This window comes from Sphingomonas chungangi (assembly GCF_013778325.1).
Taxonomy (GTDB): domain Bacteria; phylum Pseudomonadota; class Alphaproteobacteria; order Sphingomonadales; family Sphingomonadaceae; genus Solisphingomonas; species Solisphingomonas chungangi.
The window spans coordinates 71577-93775 of the sequence record NZ_JACEIB010000003.1 but is presented as its reverse complement, the minus strand read 5'-3'; the positions used below and the strand labels follow the sequence as shown (position 1 = coordinate 93775).

The following is a 22199-nucleotide window of genomic DNA, read 5'->3' as shown; positions in this document are numbered from 1 at the left end:
CACACTCACGCCGCCACCTCACGCGCTACGCTGACATCATCGAACGGCAGCACCATGTCGCCGACGATCTGGCCGGTCTCGTGGCCCTTGCCCGCCACCAGCACGACATCGCCCTCGCCCGCTTCCGCCACGGCGGCGGCGATGGCGGTGCGGCGGTCGCCCACCTCTCTCGCGCCCGGTGCGGCGGCCATGATAGCGGAGCGGATCGTCGCGGGGTCCTCGGTGCGGGGATTGTCGTCGGTGACGATGGCGACGTCCGCCATCCGCGCGGCGATCGCGCCCATCTCCGGGCGCTTGCCGGTGTCGCGGTCGCCGCCGGCGCCGAACACGACGATCAGCCGCTCCTTCGCGTGCGGCTTCAGCGCCTCGATCGCCGCCTGCAGCCCGTCCGGCGTGTGCGCGTAATCGACATAGACCGGCGCGCCCTTCGCCGTGATCACCGCCCGCTCCAGCCGCCCGCGCACCGGCTGGAGGCGCGAGAGGCCGCCCAGCACGTCGGAGAGCGCTCCGCCCGTCGCCAGCGCGAAACCGGCCGCAACCAGCGCGTTGGCCGCCTGATAGGCGCCGATCAGCGGCAGGTTGACCTTGTGGACCTTGCTTTCCGCCTCGATCATCAGCGTCTGGCCGAGCTGGGTGGGCGTGCGCTCGACGAGCCTGAGCGTCTCGCCCTTCGTGCCGACGGTGAACAGCTTCAGCCCGCGCTCCCGCGCGATGTCCATCACCCGCGCCGAGACCGGATCGTCGGCCCAGATCACCGCGCTGCCGTCGCGATCCACCACCTCGGAGAAGAGGCGCAGCTTGGCCTCGAGATAGGCCTCCATCGTGCCGTGATAATCGAGATGGTCGCGGCTCAGGTTGGTGAAGCCCACCACCTTCACCGGCAACCCCTCGGTGCGGAACTGGGCGAGGCCGTGGCTGGAGGCCTCGAAGGCGGCGTTGGTCACCCCTTCCCGGCGCAGCCCCGCCATGTTGGAGAGGAAGGTCACGATGTCGGGTGTTGTGAGGCCGGTGGAGACCGCCTGCGCCCTGCCCTCGCTGTCGGTGGTGGTGACGCCGAGCGTGCCGATCGACGCGGCATGATGCCCCTGCATCCGCCACAACTGCCGGACCATCTCCACCGTCGAGGTCTTGCCGTTGGTGCCGGTGACGGCGACGGTCGTGCCGGGGAACGGCGCGAAGAACTTCGCCGCGATCCGGGCGAAGGCACGGCGCGGCTCGGCATCGGCGATGTGGACGACGCCCGCCGGCACGCTCGCTTCGGGCCGTGCGACCACCGCGACCGCGCCCGCCTCGACAGCACCCGCGATATAATCCTCGCCATTGCGCGCGAGCCCCCGGAAGGCACCGAACACCGTGCCGGGCGCGACCTTGCGATGATCGATCGCGCAGCCGGTGACAGTCGCCTCCGCCTGCTCGCCTGCCGCATCCACGCCGATCAACGCACCGAGTTTCATGAGCCTGCCATCAATCCTTGTCATGCTTGGCGGCCGCGGCGCCGGTCAGTTTCTTGGAGACACCGGGATGCCAGATCAGCGGCAGCAGCTCGCTCTCGTCGACATCGTGGCGCTCGTCCGGGATCACGCCCAGCAGCGGGCCGATACGCGAGATCATGCGGCCCATCGCCGGGCCGACCACCCAGGCCGCCGTCGTCCAGCCATAGGTGTCGGCGGTGGCGTGCGGGCCGTCGAGCGTCATCATCACCATGTATTTCGGGTCGTCCATCGGGAAGACGCCGGCGAATGTCGAGACGTTGAGCTTCTTGTTGTAACCGCCGTCGGCCGCCTTCTCGGCGGTGCCGGTCTTGCCGCCGAGACGGAAGCCGGGGACGTCGGCCTTCTTGCCGGTGCCGTCGGCGACCGGCAGCACGACGAGGCGCAGCAGCTGGCGCATCCGCGCGCTGGTCGATTCGGAGATCACCCGGCGCCCCGGGTTCAGGGGATGCTCCGGCCCGATCTTGTAGAGCGTCGCCGGCCGATAGATGCCGCCGTTGGTCAGCGCACAATAAGCGATGGCGAGGTTGAGCGGCGTCACCGCGATGCCGTGGCCGAAGCCCACCGTCATCGTCGTGGTGCGGCCCCAGTAGCGCGGCCACAGCGGCTTCACCTTGCCGGTCAGCTCGATCTCGGGCGGATGGCTGAAGCCGAGCTTGTCGAACATCGCGGTCTCGCGCTGCTGGCCGAGTTCGTCGGCGATGCGCGCGGTGACGATGTTCGATGACTTGGTGAACATCTCGGGGATGTCCAGCCAGCGGCCCGCCGGCTCCTCGTCGTGGATCTTGAAGCGGCCGACCTGGAGCGGCGCGGTGGCATCGTACTTCTGCGCCATCGACTTGATCACGCCGCTCTCGATGCCGTTGGCGAGCGTGATCGCCTTGAAGGTCGAGCCCAGCTCGTAGACCGACTGGGTCATGTTGTTCTTGAGGTTGCCGACGTCGGTCGCGCCCGGATCGTTCGGGTTGAAATCGGGCAGCGAGACCATCGCCAGCACCTCGCCGGTGCGCACGTCCATGACGATGCCCGATCCGGCGGCGGCGGTGAACTTGTCGCGGGCGGCGCCCAATTCCTGCTCCAGAGCGGCCTGCACGCGCGCGTCGATCGAGAGCTGCACCGGCTGGCCGCGCAGGTTCGGATCGAGCAGGCGGTTGTTCAGCACCTTCTCCATGCCGAACACGCCGCGCCCGTCGATATCGGTCCAGCCGAGCACGTGGCTGGCGAGCGTGGTCTGCGGGTAGAGACGCTCGGGCTCCTGCGCGAGCGCGATGGCCGGCTCGCCGATCGCGTTGGCCTGCGCAACCAGCTCGGGCGTCGCGCGGCGGCGCAGATAGATGAAATTCTTCTTCGATCGCAGCATGTTGAAATAATCGGCGACGCTGTGCTCGGGCATCAGCTGGTTGAGCTTCTGCGCGACCTCCATCGGGTCGTTGACCAGCTTGTTCGGGTGCAGGCCGATCGACCAGGCCATGATCGTGCGCGCCAGCGGCACGCCGTTGCGATCGACGATGTCGCCGCGCGCGGGCAGCAGACCGTCACCCGCCGGGGTCGGCGCCGAACCGCTCAGGAAGATGGACGAGAAGATCAGCTTGATCGCGATCACCGCGGCCACGCCGAGGAACACCAGCATCACCACCATGAGCCGGAAATGCACAAGCGCCAGCGATTGCTGGCGCTTGTCGGCGAGCCGAACCCGGTCGGGGCGTGCGATCGTGGCCGTCGTCACGGCCGGGGCGACTTCCCGCCCCGGTCGAGATAGGCGACCACCTGGTCGCCCGGGATCGTCAGGCTGGCACGCTGCAGCGTCGCCCGCTGGGCCGGGGCATCGAGATCGAGCGACACCGAGTGGACCAGCTTGGTGGCCGGCGCGTCGACCAGCTTATGATAGGCGACCGCAGCCACCGCCGGCGCCGCCTGGAGGCCGGTTGCGTCGGGCGTCGCGTCCGCATTCGCGGCGGGCGCGGTGGTGGTCAGGCTGGCGAGCTGCATCTCTCCCGCCAGATACTGGCCCGCCTTGGGCGCGGTCAACGACAGGACGTCCGCGTTCCACCGCTCCAGCTGCACCAGTCGGCTCCGCGTGCCGAGCTCGGTGTTGAGCGACCGGATATCCTGCTGCGCGGTGATCAGCGCATGCTCGGTATCCACCACCTTGGCACGCTCCGATGCCACCTGCAGCGAGACGAGGTAGCAGCCCAGCGCCGCCGCACCGGCGACGGCCGACCAGCTGACGGTCTTGAAACGGGTGGCGATCGTCATCGACGGGATCCTTGGGCAACAGGGGCGGCCTCGCGGGGCCAGGCGGACGCGGCGGTACGGGTGGCGGCGCGGAGCGTCGCCGAACGCGAACGGGGATTGCGACGGGTCTCGGCCTCGCCGGCGCGGATACCGCGCGAGACATGGTCGAAGCTCTGCGGGCGGGCCGCACCGGCCTGCGGGCGATGGCGCGATCCGGCGGGCGCGGGCTTGCCACGCGCGGTGAGGAAGCGCTTCACCATGCGGTCCTCGAGCGAATGGAAGCTCACCACGGCAAGGCGACCGCCGGTCTTCAGCAGCGCCTCGGCGGCCGCCAGCCCCTCGTCCAGTTCGTCGAGCTCGCGGTTGAGGTGGATGCGGATCGCCTGAAAGGTACGGGTCGCGGGGTCCTTCGGCATGCCCGGATGATGGCCGACCGCCCGGCGAACGACCTCGGCAAGTTCCCCAGTACGGCTGAGCGGGCGCGCGGCGACGATGGCGCGGGCGATGCGGCGGGCGCGCGGCTCCTCGCCATAATGATGGAGCACGTCGGCGATCGCCGATTCGTCGGCGGTGTTGACGAAGTCGGCGGCGCTCTCGCCCTCCTGACTCATCCGCATGTCGAGCGGGCCGTCGCCCTGGAAGGAGAAGCCGCGCTCCGCCTGATCGAGCTGCATCGACGAGACGCCGATATCGAGCGTCACGCCGTCCACGGCCTCCACACCCCGTTCGGCGAGCGCCTCGCCCATGCGCGAGAAGCGCTCCGCTACCAGCACGAGGCGCCCGTCGCTTGCCGCTTCCAGCGCACGACCGGCGGCGATGGCATCGGGATCGCGATCGAAGGCGTAAACCCTCGCAGCACCCGCCGCGAGGATGGCGCGCGTGTAGCCGCCCGCGCCGAATGTGCCGTCGACGTGCGTTTCACCCGGCTTGACCGCGAGCGCAGCCAGAACCTCTTCGAGCAGCACCGGGATGTGTGGCGCATCGCTCACAGCGTCACCCCGCGTTCCTCGAGCTGCTCGATCAGGCGGTCGCGGATGCGCGAGCCGGCGGGGAGATGCTCCAGCGCCCGTTCCGGGCTCCAGATCTGGAAGGTCGAGCCGACACCCCGGAAGAAGGCGAGGTCGGTGATCTTGGCGGCCTTGCGCAGCGCGGTGGAGAGCACCATGCGCCCGGCCCCGTCGAACTTCACGGCCTCCAGGCTGTCGAACGCGTCGGCGCGCGCCTCTTCGAGCGCCAGTCGCTGCTCGGCGGCGGGAAGATCCGCGACGCTGGCGGCAAGCTGCTCGTTGAGTTCGGTGGAAGCGACGGAATCGAACGCGGCGAGGCAGCGGCGCTGCTCATGCTCGCCGATCCAGAGCGTGTTGTCGGGGCTGCGCTGCGCTTCGAGGGCGCGGGCTTCGATGAGCGCGCGGAAGGACGCAGGGACCGACACCCGGCCCTTCGCGTCCACCGCGTTCAGCGCATGGCCTTGAAAGATATGGCCAACTGCCAAGCCTAGCCCCGTTTGGCGACGCGCGTCCCTCCGCCGCCTTTCCGCAATCCCGAGACCCTCGCTCCCCGCTGGCCCCCGTGCGGACGGTCATGGACCTATCATGGGTCAGGCTGGGGTTTCAATACCACTCTATGGGGTAAATATGGGTTGGCTGTGTATTTCTTGGGTAGAGTTTGGTCGTAGATGGAAGTCGATGCCGCGCCAATTGGGCGCAATTCCCGATTTGTTCTTGGGAAGCGCCTGTGGATAACTATGTGTGCGAAGTCGACCGCATTCGCCCGGTAGGGGCGGCAGTGGGATCGATGGAGGGACATGAGCGGGCCGACTCGACGCGACTCATCGTGCTTCGGAAAGCCGGAGCGTCGCAAAGGAAGCGATGCGCGTGCTGCCAAAACTCCGGCCTTCGCCGGAGTACGATGCGGCTCTAACGCTGCGCCGGCGCGGCGGTGTTGGACTGGTTGGAGAGCACCGGCGCCGGCGGGCTGAGCGTCAGCATCGGCGGATTGCCCGTCATCTGCGGGGCCGGCGTGGCCGTGGCCTTGGGCGTGTTGGCCCCGGGTGCGACGCCGAGCTCGGCGAGCGGCTCCTTGGGCGGATCGGACGGCATCTGCGCGTTGCCGACGATCGCCCCGTTGGCCAGTTTGGTGGTGTGATCGTCCTGCCCGAGGAAGCTAAAGACGGATGCCGCCAGCAGCGTCAACAGGAAGACGGCGGCCAGCCCGGTGATGCCCACGCGGACGCGCTGCATCATCAGGTCACGATGTTCGCGCGGCTGGTCCTGCGTGTCGGCCATGTCGCCTTGTAGCGGAGCCGTCACCCGCGCTCCAGCCATGGCGGCACGGCGAGGCCCTTGGCGCGCAGCCACTGCGGATTGGACAGCGTCGAGAGATAGCGCATGCCCGAATCGCACAGCATCGTGACGATCGTTTTGCCCGGCCCGAGCTGCTTCGCCAGCGCCACCGCGCCGGCGACGTTGATGCCGGACGACAGGCCGACATGCAGCCCCTGCGTGGCCAGCAGCTGGTGCACCCAGTGCAGCCCCTCCTCGTCCGAGATGCGGAACTGCGCGTCGATCGGAGCGCCGTCGAGATTGGCGGTGATGCGGCTCTGGCCGATGCCCTCGGCCACCGAATTGCCCTCCGCCGCCAGTTCGCCGCACTGATAGTAAGAGTAAAGCGAGGCGCCTTCTGGATCGGTGAGCGCGATCGTCACCGCCTCGTCATGCTCTTTGAGGCCGAGCCCGGTGCCCGCGAGCGTGCCGCCGGTGCCGCACGCGCAGGTGAAGCCGTCGATCCGCCCATCTGTCTGCGCCCAGATCTCCTGCGCGGTGGTGCGGATATGCGCCATGCGGTTGGCAGTGTTGTCGAACTGGTTGGACCAGAAGCCGCCATCGGTTTCTTCAGCGATCCGGCGCGACGTGTGCACATAGTGCGCGGGGTTGGAATAGGCCGTCGGCGGCACCTCGACCAGCTCGGCGCCCAAGGCGCGCAGCGTGTCCTTCTTCTCCTGGCTCTGCGTTTCCGGGATGACGATGATCGTCTTGTAGCCCTTGGCATTTGCGACCAGCGCGAGGCCGATCCCGGTATTGCCCGCCGTGCCTTCGACGATCGTGCCGCCGGGCTTCAGCAGTCCCCGTTCCTCGGCATCCTCGACGATATACAGCGCGGCCCGGTCCTTCACCGATCCGCCGGGGTTCATGAATTCGCACTTGGCAAGGATCTCGCAGCCCGTCGCCTCCGATGGAGCGGACAGCCGCACGAGCGGGGTGTTGCCGATGAGCGCGAGCGCGCCGGGCGCGATGCTGGATGTCATGGAGCCGGACATAGGCGGCGGCCGGACAGCCCGCAACGCAGCTTTGCTTTGTTTCCGAGAAGCCGGACGCGCTGCAATGTTGTAACATAAAAAATGCCGCAATGCCGCATATCCGGTCTTGACGTTAACCTTTCCGCTGCGCAATCAGCGAAGCCGCTATGCGAACCCCCTCCCGCACCCGCGCCTTCGTGGCGCTCGCCTTCGTTCCGCTGCTCACGCTCGCGGCCTGCAACTCCAAGCCGACGGTCATCCAGGCCCAGGACGATTCGGACGACATGAAGACCGCCGTGGCCAATGCCGCGCCGGTCGAGCTGCCGCCGTCGATCGTTGCGACCAAGACCTTTCGCTGCAAGGACAACAGCGTGATCACGCTGGACTTCTATTCGGACGGCAAGAGCGTCGGCGTCCATCCGAAGCCGAACACCCGCGCCACCGTTGCCAAGGCCGATGCGGCCGGCCAGCCGATGACCACTGCGGACGGCGCCTACACCGTGTCGGGCACCGCCACCGCGGCCTCGGTCGACGTCACCATGCCGGGCAAGGACAAGCAGGCCTGCGACGGCGAGTAATGCTTGCGCAATGACGTATCCATCCGGCCGGCGGGGCAACTCGCCGGCCTTTTTCTTTGTTCTTCCCCCTCCCTGGAAGGGAGGGGCTATTCGCTTCCCTTCCCTCCCCTCTCGCGCTATCGGCGCGCGCATGAGCCAGATCACCGCCGAGATCGTCGCCCAGCACGGGCTCTCCGAGGATGAGTATCAGCGGGTGCTGCATGCGCTCGGCCGGGAGCCGAACCTCACCGAGCTCGGCATCTTCTCGGTCATGTGGTCCGAGCATTGCTCCTACAAATCTTCCCGCATCCACCTGAAGAAGCTGCCCACCACCGGCCCGCAAGTGATCTGCGGCCCCGGCGAGAATGCCGGCGTGGTCGATATCGGCGACGGGCAGGCCGCCATCTTCAAGATGGAGAGCCACAACCACCCCTCCTACATCGAGCCCTATCAGGGCGCCGCGACCGGCGTGGGCGGCATCCTGCGCGACGTGTTCACGATGGGCGCGCGGCCGATCGCCAACATGAACGCGCTGCGCTTCGGCCGGCCGGACCATCCCAAGATGCGCCATCTCATCGCGGGCGTCGTCCACGGCATCGGCGGCTACGGCAATTGCGTCGGCGTGCCGACCGTCGGCGGCGAGGTCAACTTCCACAAGGCGTATGACGGCAACATCCTCGTCAACGCGATGACGGTGGGCATCGCCGATACCGACAAGATCTTCTATTCGGCCGCCTCCGGCATCGGCAATCCGATCGTCTATGTCGGCTCCAAGACCGGCCGCGACGGCATCCACGGCGCGACGATGGCGTCCGCCGACTTCGACGAGAAGAGCGAGGAGAAGCGCCCGACCGTGCAGGTGGGCGATCCCTTCACCGAGAAGCTGCTGATCGAGGCCTGCCTGGAGCTGATGGCGTCCGACGCGATCGTCGCCATCCAGGACATGGGCGCGGCCGGCCTCACCTCCTCCTCGGTCGAGATGGCGAGCAAGGGCGGCGTCGGCATCGAGCTCGACATGAACGCCGTGCCCCAGCGCGAAGAGGGCATGACGCCCTATGAGATGATGCTGAGCGAGAGCCAGGAGCGGATGCTCATGGTGCTCAAGCCCGGCCGCGAGGATTTCGCCGAAGCCATCTTCCGCAAGTGGGAGCTGGATTTCGCCGTCATCGGCCACGTCACCGATACCGGCCACATGATCCTCAAGTGGAACGGCGAGACGGTGTGCGACATCCCGCTCGCCCCGCTCGCCGACGAGGCGCCGCTCTACGACCGCCCCTCGGTCTCCAAGGAGGAATACAAGGCGTGGGCGGGCGTGAAGCCGCTCGGCGACATTCCCGAGAGCACCGACATCGCCGCCGACCTGCTCAAGCTGATGGCTTCGCCCGACCTCGCCTCGCGCCGCTGGATCTGGGAGCAGTATGACCACATGGTCGGCGCCGACACGGTGCAGCGCCCCGGCGGCGACGCGGCGGTGGTGCGCGTCCACGGGACGGACAAGGGCATCGCGATCAGCACCGACTGCACGCCGCGCTATTGCTATGCGGACCCCTATGAGGGCGGCAAGCAGGCGATCGCCGAATGCTACCGCAACCTCTCGGCGGTGGGCGCGACGCCGCTCGCCGTGACCAACTGCCTCAACTTCGCCAACCCGCAGCGCCCCGAGATCATGGCGCAGCTGACCGGCTGCCTCGAAGGCATGGGCGACGCCTGCCGCGCGCTCGACTTCCCGATCGTGAGCGGCAACGTCAGCCTCTACAACGAGAGCAAGGCGACGGGCGGCGGCTCGGCGATCCTGCCGACCCCGGCGATCGGCGGGATCGGGCTGCTGAGCGACTGGTCGAAGAGCGCGACGGTGGCGTTCAAGAACGAGGGCGACGAAATCTGGCTGTTTGGCGGAAATGGCTCCCACCTTGGTCAGTCAATCTGGCTGCGTGAGATCCATGGCCGCGAGGATGGTGAAGCCCCCAAGGTCGATCTTGTCGGCGAGAAATTGCGTGGCGACAGCGTTCGGTGGTTCATCGAAGTAGGCAAGGCAAACGCTGTACATGATATCAGCGACGGCGGTTTGATCATTGCGCTCGCCGAAATGGCACTCGCCTCAGGCCTTGGCTGTGAACTGACGATCTCGCTCGACGCTGCCAAGGCATTTGGAGAGGATCAGGGTCGCTACATCCTGACCGCTCCCGCTGGCGAGCATCTCGAAAATGCTGTGCCGATCGGTAGGGTCAGCGGCTCGACTGTTGCTGGCATTCCCCTCGCCGACCTCCGCCGCGCGCACGAGGGCTTCTTCCCGACGCTGATGGGCGCCGACGCCGCGCTGGCGTGATCTGCGTAAGCCCCTCCCTGAAAGGGAGGGGTTGGGGTGGGTCGCTTTCCGTATCTCGGATGCGCCTGCCCCAAGCGAACCCACCCCCTGCCCCCTCCCTTTCAGGGAGGGGAGAGTAGCGCCGGACACAGCTCGACTCCGAAATCAGGACAAAGGGAGAATACGGCCGGCGCGTCCGCGCCAACGGCACCCGGTGCTGGACGGCTTGGGCAAGCGAGTGCGGGTGGTAAAAGCCGCGTCCAGGCTTCGATGGATCGACTGGGCCTTCCGTCGCTGGCACGATGGCATGACCGTCAGAACGCCGATCCCTTGGTTACTCGAGTGCGAAGCATCGACTTTCAACCGGATGACTCCGCGCCGGCCGCCGGGCCGATGCGCGAACGCCCACCCGGTTCCGCCCTTCGATCCCGGTGCGCCACGGGTTCAAAGGACGCGGCGACTTATATCCTAATTGGTTCACTCTGTCAAGCACAAATTCTTCCTCCCTGCGCGAAGCGTGGGGAGGATGATCACGCCAGCTTGAAGCCCTCGCGGTTGGCCGCCGCGGTCAGCGCCTTGTTCTTCGCCTCGTCCAGACCGGCGTGGATCTTGGGGAAGATCTTGTCCTCCTCCTCGCGGATATGGGCGTTCAGGTCGGCGCGGAAATCGGCGACCTTCTGCGCGAATTCCGGCGCCGCCTTGTCCATATTGTCGAGCTCGTAGAGATACTGTTTCTGATAGCCCTGCTCGTGGTTGAGCGCATCGGCATCGGCTTTGTCGCCCCACTCGCGCAGCGCCGGGTAGATCACATTCTCCTCGGTGAAGGCATGCTTGCCGAGCGCGTGCTTGAGCTGGGTGAGCAGCAGGGTGCGCTTGGCCGGCTGCTCGGGCGTGGATTTCGCCAGCTTGTCGAGCAGCGCCAGCGCCGCCTTGTGCTCGCCCTTGAGCGCCTCCAGCCAGTCCCCGGCCATCACGCTCGGCGCCTGCACCGCCGCCTTGCGGCCGAGATTGGCGGCGATGCCCACCGCCAGCCCGGCTGCCGCGACGCCCAGCACCGTGCCGGTGCCGACCTTCGACTTCGCGGCGGCCTTGCGCGCGGTCGTGGCCTTGCGCGCCGCCGGCTTCTTCGCGGGCGTCATCGCCTTGCGCAGCCGGGACTGCGTAGCGCGGACCGTCGCGGCAACGCTCGTCGCCGCTTCGGGCAGGTGCACCGCCTCCAGCGCATGCCCGGCCGCCGCTTTGATCGAGTGGGCGGCATCGCTCGCCATGCTCACCGCGCCCTTCTCGGCCGCGACGACGCGCGCCGCGACCTTGTCGACCGTGCTTTGCGGCACCGGCGTCTTCGCCGCGGCGGGCTTGCGGGCGGCACGCTTGGCCGCGGGTTTCGCCGTCGTGGTCTTGGCGGCGGATTTCACCGACGCCTTGCGGGCACGGGCCGGCGCTTTGCTGCCGTTGACCTTGGCTGCGGCTGTCTTGGTCGGCGTGTCGGTGGCGGTCGCCATGGAAAACTCCTTGGGAACGGGGATGTTTCGCTCGGCGACTCAACCGATTGCTGCCCGCCATGTTCCCCGGGCGGCTTGACGCACGCCCCGGCAGCCGACAGGCGATGCTGCGTGAACGCGCGCCACGGCAGCATAGACGGGCTCAGGGGCCTCGCCGTGATGGGCATCCTGCTGATGAACATCGCGGGCTTCGCCCTGCCCTCCGGCGCCTATTTCAACCCGCTGGCGGGCGGCGGCACCGCGCCCGCCGATCTGGCGATCTGGGCCGTCAACTTCGTGGCTGTGGACGGGAAGATGCGCGCGCTCTTCTCGATCCTGTTCGGCGCCTCGACCATGATCGTAGTCCAGCGTGCCGAGGCGGCCGGGCGCAACGGCGCGCAGGTGCATCTTGCGCGGATGGCGACGCTGGCGCTGTTCGGCGTCGCCCATGCCGTGCTGATCTGGCAGGGCGACATCCTGCTCCACTACGCGCTGATCGGCACGCTGGCCCTGCCCTTCGTGCTGCTGGAGCCGCGCGAGTTGATCCGCGTCGCGATCCTGCTGCTGCTCGCGCAGCTGGTGGCGGAGGGGATGTTCGTGGCGGATTTCCTGTCGATGCGCCACGATGCGCTGGCTCCCGGCGCGACGCCGGCGGCGATCGATGCGTGGCGCGGCTTCTCGGAAGCGATCGGCGTCGGCCGCCCGCAGGATGTCGCCGCCGAGATCGCGCGGATACGCGGGCCGTGGATCGGCATCGTCCGGGAGAATCTCGCCGCCCTTCCCTCCGGCATCCCCTTCTTCATCGGCTTCGACGGGCCGGAGACGCTCGCCTTCATGCTGATCGGCATGGCCGGGCTGCGCTCCGGCTTCCTGACGGGCGCGTGGGAGAGGCGACGCTATCTCCGCTGGGCGGCGACCGGCTTCGCGATCGGTCTGCCGCCGACCATCGCGCTCTGCTGGCTCAACTTCCACAGCGGCTTCGACACGCTCGCCACGTTCGCTGCGGCGACGCTGGGCGGCGTGCCGTTCCGCCCGATCCTCGGCCTGGCCGAAGCCGCATTCGCGCTGGTTTGGCTGATGGCACGGGACCGTCCCCGCCTGTGCTCCGCAGGGCGCATGGCGTTCAGCAACTATCTCGGCACCAGCCTGCTGATGACTGGCATCTTCTACGGCTGGGGCCTCGGCCTGTTCGGCCGGCTCGACCGCATCGCGCTCTATCCGGTCGTCTTCGCCGTCTGGGCGCTGATGCTGCTGTGGAGCCCTTGGTGGCTCGCGCGCTTCCGCTACGGGCCGCTCGAATGGGCGTGGCGATCGCTGGCACGGTGGGAAATCCAGCCGATGCGCCGGATCGGTCCGCGCGCTTAATCTGATATTGAGATTGTCTTGCAATAGCCCTATATCGTGACCGACTCCACGGAGAGGGGCACGAATGGTCGTCTGCGTCTGCAATGCTCTGCGCGAACGCGAAGTGCGCGAGGCCGCCCGCTCGGGCTGTCGCGATCCGCTTTCGGCCTATGCCTCGCTCGGTTGCCGCCCGCGCTGCGGCCAGTGCGTTCCCTATGCGCGCCAACTGATCGCCTCCGAACAAGCAGACGCCGCATGAGAATGACTTGCGCGAGTCGTTCGCGCTGGGTTTCAAGCATCGATCAGCGTATCGGGGCCTTCTGATTGCAGAAGGAGACCGCCATGAAGGGCGACGCGAAAGTCATCGAACTCTTGAACCTCGCGCTCAAGAACGAACTGACGGCGATCAACCAATATTGGCTGCACTATCGCCTGCTCGACAATTGGGGCGTGCAGAAGCTCGCCGACTATGAGCGGCATGAATCCATCGACGAGATGAAGCATGCCGACTGGCTGGCGGAGCGCATCCTGTTCCTCGGCGGCCTCCCCAACTTCCAGCTGCTCGGCCGCTTGCGCATCGGCGAGACGGTGGAGGAGATCCTGAAAGGCGACATGGCGCTCGAGGAGGAGGCGATCCCGACGCTGCGCGAGGGCATGGCCCATTCCGAGAGCGTGCAGGACTATGTCAGCCGCGATCTGTTCGGACGTATCCTCCATTCCGAGGAGGAGCATGTCGATTTCCTGGAGAAGCAGTTCGATCTCATCAAGCTGATGGGCCTGCAGAACTATATCCAGCTGAACTCCAAGGCGGCTGGCGAGGGCGAAAGCACGGCTGGGGCTTGAGCATCTGGCCCATTCCCTGGAAGGCAGGGGCTTAGAAACCAAAAAGGCCGGCTCCCTTTCGGGGCCGGCCTTTTTCGTTGCCCTCTGATCAGGCGATCAGCGCTGCGCAATTCCGAACGTCCCCGCCGCCTTGCGGCCGAAACCACCCGGCCCCGGACGGCGCTCGACGATCGGGTTCACCTCGCGATCGAACAGACGGAGCGTCGCATCGAACAGCGGGCGCAGCTCGACGACCTTCTCGATCAGCTCGTCGGGGGTCTCGCGGGCTTCCACGCAGCGGCGCGCGGTCGTCTCGATCAACTCGGCGAGGTCGGCGAGCGGCACGGCGCCGAACTGGCGCGATTCGCCCTTCAGCGTGTGCGCCGGCAGCACCAAAGCGGCCGCCGAACGATCGCGGATCGCCTGCTCGATCTGGTTGACGGACTTGATGCCATCTTCGCGGAAATAGCCGAGAATCCGCACGAAGCCGGAACCCAGCTCGCTGCGGACACGGGCGAACACGCCCCAATCGACCAGTTCTGCGGCTCCCATAGCCACGATGGCGACCCCTTTCACCCGTAACCCTAACGATCGGGCTATGCACCCTATCGGGTAAAGGGAGTGTTACCGCACGTTAGCGGATAGTCGCAGTCCGGGGCCGATTTGCGTGATTTTCGGGGTGGCGGCCCACCCCCGTTCGGTTGCGACGGCGGTGATCTCGCGCGGTGCGATCGGATCGTCGGCGACGGCAAGGATGGCGGTGGCGTCCGGCCCGGCCTCGCGAATCGCGCGGGCGACGCGCAGCGCGGGCCACGGGCAGCGCATTCCTCGAAGATCGAGGAGCGTTTCGCTCATTCGGATGTTTTCCTGCCCTCGAAGGGGTTCTTGGGCGCCCGGAGCGTCAGCCGCACCGGCACCGCGCCGAAGCCCAGTTCCTTGCGGATACCGTTGATCAGGTAGCGTTGGTAGCTCATCGGCAGCTCGTCCACCCGCGTGCCGAACAGCACGAAACCGGGCGGGCGGGTCTTGGCCTGGGTGATGAAGCGCAGCTTGATGCGCTTGCCGCCGGGCGCGGGCGGCGGGTTCTTCTCCACCGCCTTCTCGAACCAGCGGTTGAGCACGCCGGTGGAGACGCGGCGGCTCCACGCGTCGCGCGTCTCGAAGGCGGCGCCGAGCAGCTGATCGAGCCCCTTGCCGGTCGCGGCGGAGACGGCGATCAGCGGCACGCCCTTCACCTGAGAGAGGCCCTCCTCCAGCGCGCCCTTCACGCCGTTGAACAGCGCCGACTGGCCTTCCGCCACATCCCATTTGTTGAGCGCGATGACGAGGGCTCGGCCCTCCTGAAGCACATGATCGGCAATGCGCAGATCCTGCGCCTCAAGGCCCCGCGTCGCGTCGAGCAGCAGCACGACCACTTCGGCGAAATCCACCGCGCGCATCGTGTCGGAGGCGGAGAGCTTCTCCAGCTTGTCCTCCACCTTGGCCTTCTTGCGCAAGCCCGCAGTATCGATCAGGCGGACGGGGCGGAAGCGGCCTTCCGGGCTCGGCCACATCCAGTCGACCGCGATCGAATCGCGGGTGATGCCGGCCTCCGGCCCGGTGATCATCCGCTCCTCCTGAAGGAACTGGTTGACCAGGGTGGACTTGCCCGCATTCGGACGGCCGACGATGGCGAGCTTCAGGATACGATCGGGATCGTCCTCGTCCTCCGGCTCCTCCTCGAAATCCTCGCGGTCGATATAGGGGAGAAGCGCGGTGAACAGGTCGCCCATGCCCTCGCCATGCTCGGCGGACAGCGCGATCGGATCGCCGAGGCCGAGCGCGAAGCTCTCCATGATGCCGGGCTCGGCAGCCCTCCCCTCCGCCTTGTTGCAGACGAGCACGATCGGCGTGTCGGAGCCGCGCAGCCATTGCGCCACCGTCTCGTCGAGCGGGGTCACGCCGGCACGCGCGTCGATCATGAAGATCGCGGCGTCGGCCTGCGCGACGGCGGCCTCGGTCTGCGCGCGCATGCGTCCCGGCAGCGTCTGCGGGTCGTCGCTCTCGAAGCCGGCGGTGTCGACGATGCGGAAGGGCACGCCGAGCAGATCGGCATCGCCCTCGCGCCGGTCGCGGGTCACGCCCGGGCGATCGTCGACCAGCGCGAGCCGCTTGCCGACGAGGCGGTTGAACAGGGTCGACTTGCCGACATTGGGTCGGCCGACGATGGCGACGACGGGGGCTTGGGCCATACGGCTCCTTTAGGGCCGATCAGGGCCGGAAAATAGCCCTCTCCCGCCCTGGCGGGAGAGGGGCTGGATCACCGCCAGGCCGTCAGGCGGCCGTCGCTCGAGAGCAGGTACATCATGTTGTTGGCCACCACCGGCGGCAGCGTGAATGGCGCCTTGGCGACGCGATCGCTGTCCTGAACCTTGCCGTCCGCCACCGTCACATAGGCGATCTCGCCCAGCGAGTTGGTCAGCACCAGCCGGCCGCCGGCGATCACCGGGCCGTTCCAGAAGATCAGGCCGTTCTTCTTCTTGGCGTTCCTCCAATGATCGAGCTGGGTGGTCCAGCGGATCTTTCCGGTGGTCCGCTCGATGCAGTAGAGCTTGGCATCGTCGGCCACCACGAACAGCCAGTCGCCGCCGAGAGCGGGCGTCGAGATACCGCCGAGATTGACCTCCCAAAGCCGCTGGCCGGTGGTCAGGTCGAGCGCGATCATGCGCCCGCCCGCGCCCACCGCATAGACGCGGCTCTCGTCGACAACCGGGCTGGCATCGACATCGGTCACGTCGCCGACCGAGGTGGACATGCTGGTGCGGGTCAGCGCGTCCTGCCACACGATGCGGCCATTCTCGTAGCGATAGGCGTCGAGATCGCCCGAGGAGAAGCCGGCGATCACAGTGGCGCGCGCGATCGCGGGCGCACCGGTACCGAACACGCCGGCGGTCTCCAGCGGGCCGGAGGCGGTCCACTGGGTGCTGCCGTCGGTTTCGGAGAGCGCATAGATCTGGTTGTCGGCGCTCATCACGTAGATCGCGCCGTTGGCGATCGAGGGCGCGCCGCGCAGCGGGCCGCCCGGCGTCACCTGCCAGCCAAGCTTGCCGCTCGCCGCATCGAGCTGCGCCACGTCGCCGAGTCCGCTGGTCGCGTAGAGCTTGCCGCCCTCGTAGCTGACGCCGCCACCGAACAGCGAACGGCTGTAATGCTTGGTCTCCTTCATGCCGACCAAGCCCATCACGCCGGCCTGCTTGAGCCGGGGGCCGACCTTGGCCTTGAGCTGCGTCTCCCACAGCTCGCGGCCCGACTGGGCGTCATAGGCATGGACGCGCGCCTGCGTGTCCATCACGAAGAGATGGCCGTCGGCGATCACCGGCGCGGCGGCGAGCCGCTCGTTCTTGCCGGCCTTGCCGATGTTGGCGTCCCACACGCGCACGGGCTGGGCGCCGAGCGCGACGTTGCCCATCGCCTTCTGCGCGTTGCCGGCCGGCTGGGTCCAATCGGTGTTGGTGTCGGCCGGCGGCACGATCACCGGGTTGGCCGCGATCGAGGCATCGGTGCCCGCGCTGCTCTCCACGGTCAGCACCGGAATGCGCTCGCCGAGCACCGCCGTCTTGGGTCCCTTCTCGCCGCCGCCCTTGAAGATGCCGCAGCCCGTCAGCAGCGTCGCCGCGATCAGCGCGCCCGCGAGCGGCGCCCGGCGCCGAATGTTCATGCTGTCCCGCCCCATCATCTGATTCATCAATCCCGTCCGATCGCCCGCTCCATCAGGAGGCGGGCATGTCCTGAGGCTGAACGGCCTCGTAGCCGAGGTCCGCCGCCAGCTGCGCGACGCGCGAGCGCAGCGATGCCGGCACGCTCTTGTCCTTGGTCATCGCCACGAACATCTCGCCCGCCTTCTTGGGCTGGCCGAGCTTCATCCAGGCGAGGCCGGTCATCTCGCCGGCGCTGCCGAACCAGGGATTGCCGGTCTGCGCGAGCGGCTTCATCCGGTCGATGACCTGCTGCGGCGGCAACGTGTCGAACTGCAGCGTGGTGGCGCGCATCAGCGCGACGTCGCGCAGCGGCTGCGGCACCGATCCATCCTGCGACAGCTTGAGGAAGGCGGCGGCGCCGTCGGCATCCTTGCGCTCGCGCACCAGCAGATCGGCCTGGAGCATGCGCGCCAGCGGGGCATAGCCCTTGGCATCCGAGCCGACCATCGTCGCCAGCTGCTTCTTCGCCTCGGCTTCCTTGCCGTTGGAAATGTTCGCCATCGCGTCGGTGAACGCGTCCCCACGCTGGCCCGCCACGGCGGCCTGGTGCGAACGCCACCACAAGGTGCCGCCGAACGCGGCCAGCGCCAGCACCACGATCACCGCGACGATCACGCCATAGCGGCGGGCCAGCTTCTGCGCCTGCTCGCGACGGACTTCCTCGTCCACCTCGCGGATGAAAGCTTCGTTATTCTGCGGCATGCGTGCCAATCACGATCTCCAGCGGGCACCCTGCGCCCTCAAAATTCGGCGGACCTTAGCGGCGAGTCTTGCCGAGCGAAACAGCTACTTGGGGGCGTAGGTCTGCTCCGCGGTGGGAAAGGCGCGCGAACGGACCTCGGCGGCGTAGGTTTCGGCCGCAGACGAGATGCGCGCCGCCAGATCGTCGTAGCGCTTCACGAAGCGCGCGGTGCGCTCGAACATGCCCAGCATGTCGTCGATCACCAGCACCTGACCGTCGCACTCCGCCGACGCGCCGATGCCGATCGTCGGGCAGGCGACCTCCTTTGTGATCCGCGCCGCGATCGGTTCGACCACGCCCTCGATCACCAGCAGGAAGGCGCCGGCATCGGAGATCGCCTTGGCGTCGCGCAGGATCTTCGCCTCCTCGGCCTCGCTGCGCCCCCGCGCGCCGTAGCCGCCGAGCGCGTTCACCGCCTGCGGGGTCAGCCCGACATGGCCGACCACCGGGATGCCGCGCTGGGAGAGGAACGCCACGGTCGGCGCCATCGCCTCGCCACCTTCGAGCTTGACGCCAGCCGCGCCCGTCTCCGCCATGATCCGCGAAGCGGAGGCGAAGGCCTGCTCGGGGCTCCGCTCGTAGCTGCCGAACGGCATGTCGATGATCACCACCGAATGATAGGAGCCGCGCACCACGGCGGCACCGTGCGCGCACATCATGTCGAGCGTCACCTGCAGCGTGGTCGGCAGGCCGTAGATCACCTGCCCCAGGCTGTCGCCAACCAGCAGCACGTCGCAATGCGGATCGAGCAGCTGCGCCATGCGCGCGGTGTAGGCGGTGAGCATGACGATCGGCTCGCCGCCCTTGCGCTTCATCACGGCGGGGACGGTCAGCCGCTTCATCGGCGCGGGCGTCGGGTGCGCGCGGCTCGTCGAGGTGTCGAGCGTGAAGGTGGTGGACATGGGCGTGGCCTAGCCTTTGGGCGGTGGGAAGTCGAGAATATCGGAGGTGTAGTTCTCCACCACGAGGCTGAACGGCGTGCCGTCCGGCGTCGTCAGCACGGCACGATGTTCCAGCACATGGCGAGGAATGGCGAGCGGTACGCCGCTGCCCTTCGGCAGTCCCTCATGCTCCCAGCCCGGCGCGAGCGGCGACCACAGCAGGGTCGCGGCCAGCGTATGGCGGCTGTAGTTCAGCGCCTGCACCGCGCGGCCGAAGGCGATGTCGCTGGTTTCGAGCGCATGGTTCATGTCGGCCGTCAGACGCGACGGCACGTACCAGTTGTCCGCCTCCGACAGCACATGTGCCCCGCATTTGAGACGCACCGCGCGATAGTTGACGGCGGTACCCGGCGACACCTTGAGCGCTTCATAGACGCCGGGCGGGATCGGCTTGCCGGCACCCTGCACCCGTTCGGCCACCACCGTGGCGGGGTTCGCCAGCTTGTGATCGGCGCACCAGCGATCGAGCGTCAGCGTCGCGCTCGGATGGCTCAGCAAGTCCGCGTTGAGCGTCTGGATCAGCGCCAGCACCTCCAGCCGCGAAACCGGCGTATCGGGCCAGCGCACGGCGGGCATGTCCACGGATGCGGCCGGCGGGTCGGCGATCATCAGGCGAAGGCTTTCCCGTACTGCTCCGGCCTGAATCCCACCAGCGTATGCCCGCCGAGATCGAGAACCGGACGCTTGATCATCGAGGGTTGGGCGATCATCAGCTCGATCGCCTTCTCGGCATCGATCCCCTCGCGATCAGCATCGGGCAGCTTGCGGAAGGTCGTGCCGGCGCGGTTCAGGATCGTCTCCCAGCCATGCTCCGCCACCCAGGCGTCGAGATGCGATCGATCGATGCCGGACGCCTTGTAGTCGTGGAAATCATAGGTGACGCCGTGATCGTCGAGCCAGCTGCGCGCCTTCTTCATCGTGTCGCAATTCTTGATGCCGTAGATCGTCACACCCACGCGAGGCTCTCCCTGCCGAGTTGCCCCGCCCTACCCCCGATGTCCCGCGAGTTGCACGGATTTTTCTCCGTGGCGGCCCTGACAACGTAAGACAACCGGCCTACACCCATGCTATCGTTGCGCCTCCGAACCAAGGGAGAGTCGCCATGGGCACGATCACGACGCAGGACGGCACCAGCATCTTCTACAAGGATTGGGGGCCCAAGGATGCCCAGCCGATCGTCTTCCATCACGGCTGGCCGCTGAGCGCGGACGACTGGGACAACCAGATGATGTTCTTCCTTGGCCACGGCTACCGCGTGATCGCGCACGACCGGCGCGGCCACGGCCGATCGGACCAGACGGACGGCGGCAACGAGATGGACACCTATGCGGCAGACGTGATCGCGCTGGCGAAGCAGCTGGACCTGAAGAACGCCGTCCATGTCGGCCATTCCACCGGCGGCGGCGAGGTCGCGCACTATGTCGCCCGCGCCGAGCCTGGCCGGGTCGCCAAGGCGGTGCTGATCGGCGCCGTCCCGCCGGTCATGCTCAAGAGCGAGGCCAATCCAGGCGGACTTCCGATGGAGGTGTTCGACGGCTTCCGCCAGGGCACCGCTTCCAACCGTGCCCAGTTCTTCCTCGATATCCCGACCGGCCCTTTCTATGGCTTCAACCGCGAAGGCGTCGCGGTGAGCGAGGGGGTGATCCGCAACTGGTGGCGACAGGGCATGATGGGCAGCATCAAGGCCCATTACGAGTGCGTGAAGGCCTTCTCCGAAACCGACTTCACCGAGGACCTGAAGGCGATCGACGTGCCCGTCCTGCTGATGCACGGCGACGACGACCAGGTGGTGCCGATCGCCGATTCCGCCCTGATCGGGATCACCCTGCTCAAGCACGGCACGCTCAAGGTCTATAAGGGTTATCCGCACGGCATGGCGACGACCCATGCCGATGTGATCAACGCGGATCTGCTGGAGTTCATCCAAGCCTGATCGGACGAGCGAGGGAGCGGTCCGCCGCTCCCTCGCTCATTTCGCTTTCGACTGGCGTTGGAGCTCCGCCTCGAAATCGACGCGGGACTGGGCCACGATCTGCCCGAGCAGCGCCGGATCGATCAGCTCGCCGCGCTGCGCACGCCCGATCACGTCGGCGATCTCGGGATGCGCCGGCAGCACGACGTCGGCCTTGAGCGCGCCCAGCGTATCGAAGCTCTTGCGGAAATCGGCGACGATGCCGGGATAGGTCGTGTTGCCGACCAGCCGGTTGCCCGCGACGGTGACGCTGCAGGGGAAGACGACCCGGACATTGCGCGTCTCGTAAGGCACGAACATCGCCCAGCTGGTGCAACCGGGGGTGTGGCCGGGCGTCGAATGGGCGACGAGCGCGCGATCGCCCGAGACGAGCCAGTCATGATCGTGGATCGGCTTGTCGACATGCACTGGCGGATAGGGCGTCGGCGTATAGAGCACCTCGCCCGGCGATCCGCCCCGTTCCAGCGCCTCGACATCGCCCGCGCCGGCCACCACCTGCGCGCCGCTCATCTTCGCGAGCGCGGCGACCGCGCCGGCATGATCGAAATGCGCGTGGGTGACGACGATCCATTTCACCTCGCGGATCGGCACGCCCATCGTCTCGATGTTGCGGCGGACCATGTCGGCATTCGCCTCCATCGTCCCGTCGATCAGGATCGCACCCATGGACGTGTGGATCAGGTAAGCGGCGATGCCCTTGCTGCCGACATAGTCGATCGGCCCGATCAGATGGAACGGCGCGATCGGCTGGGTCCATTCGGGCGGATCGGGGGCGCCTGCCGCCGCCGGCATCACCATCAGCGAACCGAGAAGCAGCGCGATGCGCAGCCTCATGGCATGTCGGCCAATTGATGCAGCGGGCGGATCTCGATCTCGCTCGGCCCCGGCATGGGGTTCGGGCAACGCTTCACCCAGGCGACCGCCTCGTCCATATCCTTCACGTCCCACAGCCAGAAGCCTGCGACCAGCTCGCGGGGATGCGCGAACGGCCCGTCGATCACCGTGCGGTCCGCACCGTCGAAGGCGACCCGCTTGCCCTGCGCGGACTCGGTGAGGCCATCGGCCATGACGAGGATGCCGGCATCGCGCAGTTCGTCGTTGAAGCGGCCCATCGCCGCCATCATCGCCATCGTCTCGGACGTGCGGACGAAGCCCTTCTCGCTGTCCTCGGTCGATTTCACCAACACCATGACGCGCATCGGCTTTCTCCCTCGGGGCTTATGGCTGCCTGCGGCGGCTTGCGCCACCAAGTGAACCGGGCGATCGTCCCCCGGACGC

Annotated in this window: 24 protein-coding genes; 6 read left to right on the top strand and 18 right to left on the bottom strand. The window is 67.6% G+C overall.

The annotated features are described in order from the left end of the window. Positions 1 to 5: 5 nt before the first annotated feature. The 7 genes from HZF05_RS04780 to HZF05_RS04750 form a co-directional block, all read right to left on the bottom strand. Complete coding sequence (locus HZF05_RS04780; RefSeq protein ID WP_160363245.1) at positions 6 to 1454, bottom strand: UDP-N-acetylmuramoyl-L-alanyl-D-glutamate--2,6-diaminopimelate ligase; 1449 nt, start codon at positions 1452 to 1454, stop codon at positions 6 to 8. 10 nt (positions 1455 to 1464) lie between these two features. Further along, positions 1465 to 3129, bottom strand: a complete 1665-nt coding sequence (locus HZF05_RS04775) for a peptidoglycan D,D-transpeptidase FtsI family protein (protein ID WP_160363716.1) — start codon at positions 3127 to 3129, stop codon at positions 1465 to 1467. 83 nt (positions 3130 to 3212) lie between these two features. Then, the gene (locus HZF05_RS04770) at positions 3213 to 3746 is read right to left on the bottom strand and encodes a hypothetical protein (RefSeq protein ID WP_160363244.1); all 534 of its coding nucleotides are present in this window, start codon (positions 3744 to 3746) and stop codon (positions 3213 to 3215) included. After that, positions 3743 to 4714, bottom strand: a complete 972-nt coding sequence (gene rsmH, locus HZF05_RS04765; RefSeq protein WP_160363243.1) for a 16S rRNA (cytosine(1402)-N(4))-methyltransferase RsmH — start codon at positions 4712 to 4714, stop codon at positions 3743 to 3745. Before rsmH ends, HZF05_RS04770 begins: the two co-directional genes overlap by 4 nt. Further along, positions 4711 to 5217: a division/cell wall cluster transcriptional repressor MraZ gene (locus tag HZF05_RS04760; RefSeq protein WP_160363242.1), complete on the bottom strand. Its 507-nt coding sequence runs from the start codon at positions 5215 to 5217 to the stop codon at positions 4711 to 4713. The genes rsmH and HZF05_RS04760 overlap by 4 nt, the downstream gene beginning before the upstream one ends. A 424-nt stretch (positions 5218 to 5641) precedes the next feature. After that, the gene (locus HZF05_RS04755) at positions 5642 to 6034 is read right to left on the bottom strand and encodes a hypothetical protein (RefSeq protein ID WP_181638800.1); all 393 of its coding nucleotides are present in this window, start codon (positions 6032 to 6034) and stop codon (positions 5642 to 5644) included. After that, entirely contained in the window at positions 6031 to 7029 is a 999-nt protein-coding gene (locus tag HZF05_RS04750) for a cysteine synthase A (RefSeq protein ID WP_160363241.1), read from the bottom strand. The genes HZF05_RS04755 and HZF05_RS04750 overlap by 4 nt, the downstream gene beginning before the upstream one ends. Before the next feature lie 158 nt (positions 7030 to 7187). Between HZF05_RS04750 and HZF05_RS04745 the strand changes: the two genes are divergently transcribed. Together HZF05_RS04745 and purL are read left to right on the top strand one after the other, a co-directional pair. Further along, positions 7188 to 7598 (top strand): hypothetical protein, encoded by a 411-nt coding sequence (locus HZF05_RS04745; protein WP_160363240.1) that lies wholly within the window; start codon positions 7188 to 7190, stop codon positions 7596 to 7598. 130 nt (positions 7599 to 7728) lie between these two features. Further along, a complete protein-coding gene (gene purL / locus HZF05_RS04740) occupies positions 7729 to 9903 on the top strand; it encodes a phosphoribosylformylglycinamidine synthase subunit PurL (RefSeq protein ID WP_160363239.1) in 2175 nt (724 codons plus the stop codon). 509 nt (positions 9904 to 10412) lie between these two features. Here the strand turns inward: purL and HZF05_RS21755 are convergent. Next, on the bottom strand, positions 10413 to 11384 hold the full coding sequence (locus HZF05_RS21755) for a hemerythrin domain-containing protein (RefSeq protein ID WP_246331591.1): 972 nt from the start codon (positions 11382 to 11384) through the stop codon (positions 10413 to 10415). A gap of 111 nt (positions 11385 to 11495) precedes the next feature. Between HZF05_RS21755 and HZF05_RS04730 the strand changes: the two genes are divergently transcribed. The 3 genes from HZF05_RS04730 (at position 11496) to bfr (ending at position 13550) form a co-directional block, all read left to right on the top strand. Further along, complete coding sequence (locus HZF05_RS04730; RefSeq protein ID WP_343046832.1) at positions 11496 to 12728, top strand: DUF418 domain-containing protein; 1233 nt, start codon at positions 11496 to 11498, stop codon at positions 12726 to 12728. Positions 12729 to 12792: 64 nt separating this feature from the next. Continuing rightward, positions 12793 to 12966, top strand: a complete 174-nt coding sequence (locus tag HZF05_RS04725; RefSeq protein ID WP_022688425.1) for a (2Fe-2S)-binding protein — start codon at positions 12793 to 12795, stop codon at positions 12964 to 12966. Between the two features lie 83 nt (positions 12967 to 13049). After that, the gene (bfr, locus tag HZF05_RS04720; RefSeq protein ID WP_160363238.1) at positions 13050 to 13550 is read left to right on the top strand and encodes a bacterioferritin; all 501 of its coding nucleotides are present in this window, start codon (positions 13050 to 13052) and stop codon (positions 13548 to 13550) included. A gap of 96 nt (positions 13551 to 13646) precedes the next feature. Here bfr and HZF05_RS04715 read toward each other — a convergent pair whose 3' ends face one another. From HZF05_RS04715 to HZF05_RS04680, 8 genes are all read right to left on the bottom strand, one after another. Next, entirely contained in the window at positions 13647 to 14081 is a 435-nt protein-coding gene (locus tag HZF05_RS04715) for an Hpt domain-containing protein (RefSeq protein WP_160363713.1), read from the bottom strand. Between the two features lie 72 nt (positions 14082 to 14153). After that, positions 14154 to 14384, bottom strand: a complete 231-nt coding sequence (locus tag HZF05_RS04710; protein ID WP_160363237.1) for a sulfurtransferase TusA family protein — start codon at positions 14382 to 14384, stop codon at positions 14154 to 14156. Continuing rightward, a complete protein-coding gene (der, locus tag HZF05_RS04705; RefSeq protein WP_160363236.1) occupies positions 14381 to 15760 on the bottom strand; it encodes a ribosome biogenesis GTPase Der in 1380 nt (459 codons plus the stop codon). Before der ends, HZF05_RS04710 begins: the two co-directional genes overlap by 4 nt. A 68-nt stretch (positions 15761 to 15828) precedes the next feature. Further along, positions 15829 to 17226 (bottom strand): outer membrane protein assembly factor BamB family protein, encoded by a 1398-nt coding sequence (locus HZF05_RS04700; protein ID WP_160363235.1) that lies wholly within the window; start codon positions 17224 to 17226, stop codon positions 15829 to 15831. 52 nt (positions 17227 to 17278) lie between these two features. Continuing rightward, positions 17279 to 17968 (bottom strand): tetratricopeptide repeat protein, encoded by a 690-nt coding sequence (locus HZF05_RS04695; protein ID WP_246331664.1) that lies wholly within the window; start codon positions 17966 to 17968, stop codon positions 17279 to 17281. A gap of 84 nt (positions 17969 to 18052) precedes the next feature. Continuing rightward, the gene (gene panB, locus HZF05_RS04690; RefSeq protein WP_160363233.1) at positions 18053 to 18910 is read right to left on the bottom strand and encodes a 3-methyl-2-oxobutanoate hydroxymethyltransferase; all 858 of its coding nucleotides are present in this window, start codon (positions 18908 to 18910) and stop codon (positions 18053 to 18055) included. Between the two features lie 9 nt (positions 18911 to 18919). Next, positions 18920 to 19558 (bottom strand): hypothetical protein, encoded by a 639-nt coding sequence (locus HZF05_RS04685; RefSeq protein WP_160363232.1) that lies wholly within the window; start codon positions 19556 to 19558, stop codon positions 18920 to 18922. After that, positions 19558 to 19905 (bottom strand): ArsC family reductase, encoded by a 348-nt coding sequence (locus HZF05_RS04680; RefSeq protein ID WP_160363231.1) that lies wholly within the window; start codon positions 19903 to 19905, stop codon positions 19558 to 19560. Before HZF05_RS04680 ends, HZF05_RS04685 begins: the two co-directional genes overlap by 1 nt. A gap of 146 nt (positions 19906 to 20051) precedes the next feature. Between HZF05_RS04680 and HZF05_RS04675 the strand changes: the two genes are divergently transcribed. Then, positions 20052 to 20882 (top strand): alpha/beta fold hydrolase, encoded by an 831-nt coding sequence (locus tag HZF05_RS04675; protein ID WP_160363230.1) that lies wholly within the window; start codon positions 20052 to 20054, stop codon positions 20880 to 20882. 36 nt (positions 20883 to 20918) lie between these two features. On the opposite strand, the gene bla is transcribed toward HZF05_RS04675, so the two are convergent. Both bla and HZF05_RS04665 read right to left on the bottom strand, forming a co-directional pair. Next, positions 20919 to 21755: a subclass B3 metallo-beta-lactamase gene (bla, locus tag HZF05_RS04670; protein ID WP_246331588.1), complete on the bottom strand. Its 837-nt coding sequence runs from the start codon at positions 21753 to 21755 to the stop codon at positions 20919 to 20921. Next, on the bottom strand, positions 21752 to 22120 hold the full coding sequence (locus HZF05_RS04665; RefSeq protein ID WP_160363229.1) for a YciI family protein: 369 nt from the start codon (positions 22118 to 22120) through the stop codon (positions 21752 to 21754). The genes bla and HZF05_RS04665 overlap by 4 nt, the downstream gene beginning before the upstream one ends. Positions 22121 to 22199: the final 79 nt, after the last annotated feature.

What these genes read in the sequence shown, in the direction of transcription:
- HZF05_RS04780 (WP_160363245.1), bottom strand. Translation starts at nt 1,454, where the DNA reads ATGAAACTCGGTGCGTTGATCGGCGTGGATGCGGCAGGCGAGCAGGCG.
- HZF05_RS04775 (WP_160363716.1), bottom strand. Translation starts at nt 3,129, where the DNA reads ATGGTGGTGATGCTGGTGTTCCTCGGCGTGGCCGCGGTGATCGCGATC.
- HZF05_RS04770 (WP_160363244.1), bottom strand. Translation starts at nt 3,746, where the DNA reads ATGACGATCGCCACCCGTTTCAAGACCGTCAGCTGGTCGGCCGTCGCC.
- HZF05_RS04750 (WP_160363241.1), bottom strand. Translation starts at nt 7,029, where the DNA reads ATGACATCCAGCATCGCGCCCGGCGCGCTCGCGCTCATCGGCAACACC.
- HZF05_RS04745 (WP_160363240.1), top strand. Translation starts at nt 7,188, where the DNA reads ATGCGAACCCCCTCCCGCACCCGCGCCTTCGTGGCGCTCGCCTTCGTT.
- purL (WP_160363239.1), top strand. Translation starts at nt 7,729, where the DNA reads ATGAGCCAGATCACCGCCGAGATCGTCGCCCAGCACGGGCTCTCCGAG.
- HZF05_RS21755 (WP_246331591.1), bottom strand. Translation starts at nt 11,384, where the DNA reads ATGGCGACCGCCACCGACACGCCGACCAAGACAGCCGCAGCCAAGGTC.
- HZF05_RS04725 (WP_022688425.1), top strand. Translation starts at nt 12,793, where the DNA reads ATGGTCGTCTGCGTCTGCAATGCTCTGCGCGAACGCGAAGTGCGCGAG.
- bfr (WP_160363238.1), top strand. Translation starts at nt 13,050, where the DNA reads ATGAAGGGCGACGCGAAAGTCATCGAACTCTTGAACCTCGCGCTCAAG.
- HZF05_RS04715 (WP_160363713.1), bottom strand. Translation starts at nt 14,081, where the DNA reads ATGGGAGCCGCAGAACTGGTCGATTGGGGCGTGTTCGCCCGTGTCCGC.
- HZF05_RS04710 (WP_160363237.1), bottom strand. Translation starts at nt 14,384, where the DNA reads ATGAGCGAAACGCTCCTCGATCTTCGAGGAATGCGCTGCCCGTGGCCC.
- der (WP_160363236.1), bottom strand. Translation starts at nt 15,760, where the DNA reads ATGGCCCAAGCCCCCGTCGTCGCCATCGTCGGCCGACCCAATGTCGGC.
- HZF05_RS04700 (WP_160363235.1), bottom strand. Translation starts at nt 17,226, where the DNA reads ATGAACATTCGGCGCCGGGCGCCGCTCGCGGGCGCGCTGATCGCGGCG.
- HZF05_RS04695 (WP_246331664.1), bottom strand. Translation starts at nt 17,968, where the DNA reads ATGCCGCAGAATAACGAAGCTTTCATCCGCGAGGTGGACGAGGAAGTC.
- panB (WP_160363233.1), bottom strand. Translation starts at nt 18,910, where the DNA reads ATGTCCACCACCTTCACGCTCGACACCTCGACGAGCCGCGCGCACCCG.
- HZF05_RS04685 (WP_160363232.1), bottom strand. Translation starts at nt 19,558, where the DNA reads ATGATCGCCGACCCGCCGGCCGCATCCGTGGACATGCCCGCCGTGCGC.
- HZF05_RS04675 (WP_160363230.1), top strand. Translation starts at nt 20,052, where the DNA reads ATGGGCACGATCACGACGCAGGACGGCACCAGCATCTTCTACAAGGAT.
- bla (WP_246331588.1), bottom strand. Translation starts at nt 21,755, where the DNA reads ATGAGGCTGCGCATCGCGCTGCTTCTCGGTTCGCTGATGGTGATGCCG.
- HZF05_RS04665 (WP_160363229.1), bottom strand. Translation starts at nt 22,120, where the DNA reads ATGCGCGTCATGGTGTTGGTGAAATCGACCGAGGACAGCGAGAAGGGC.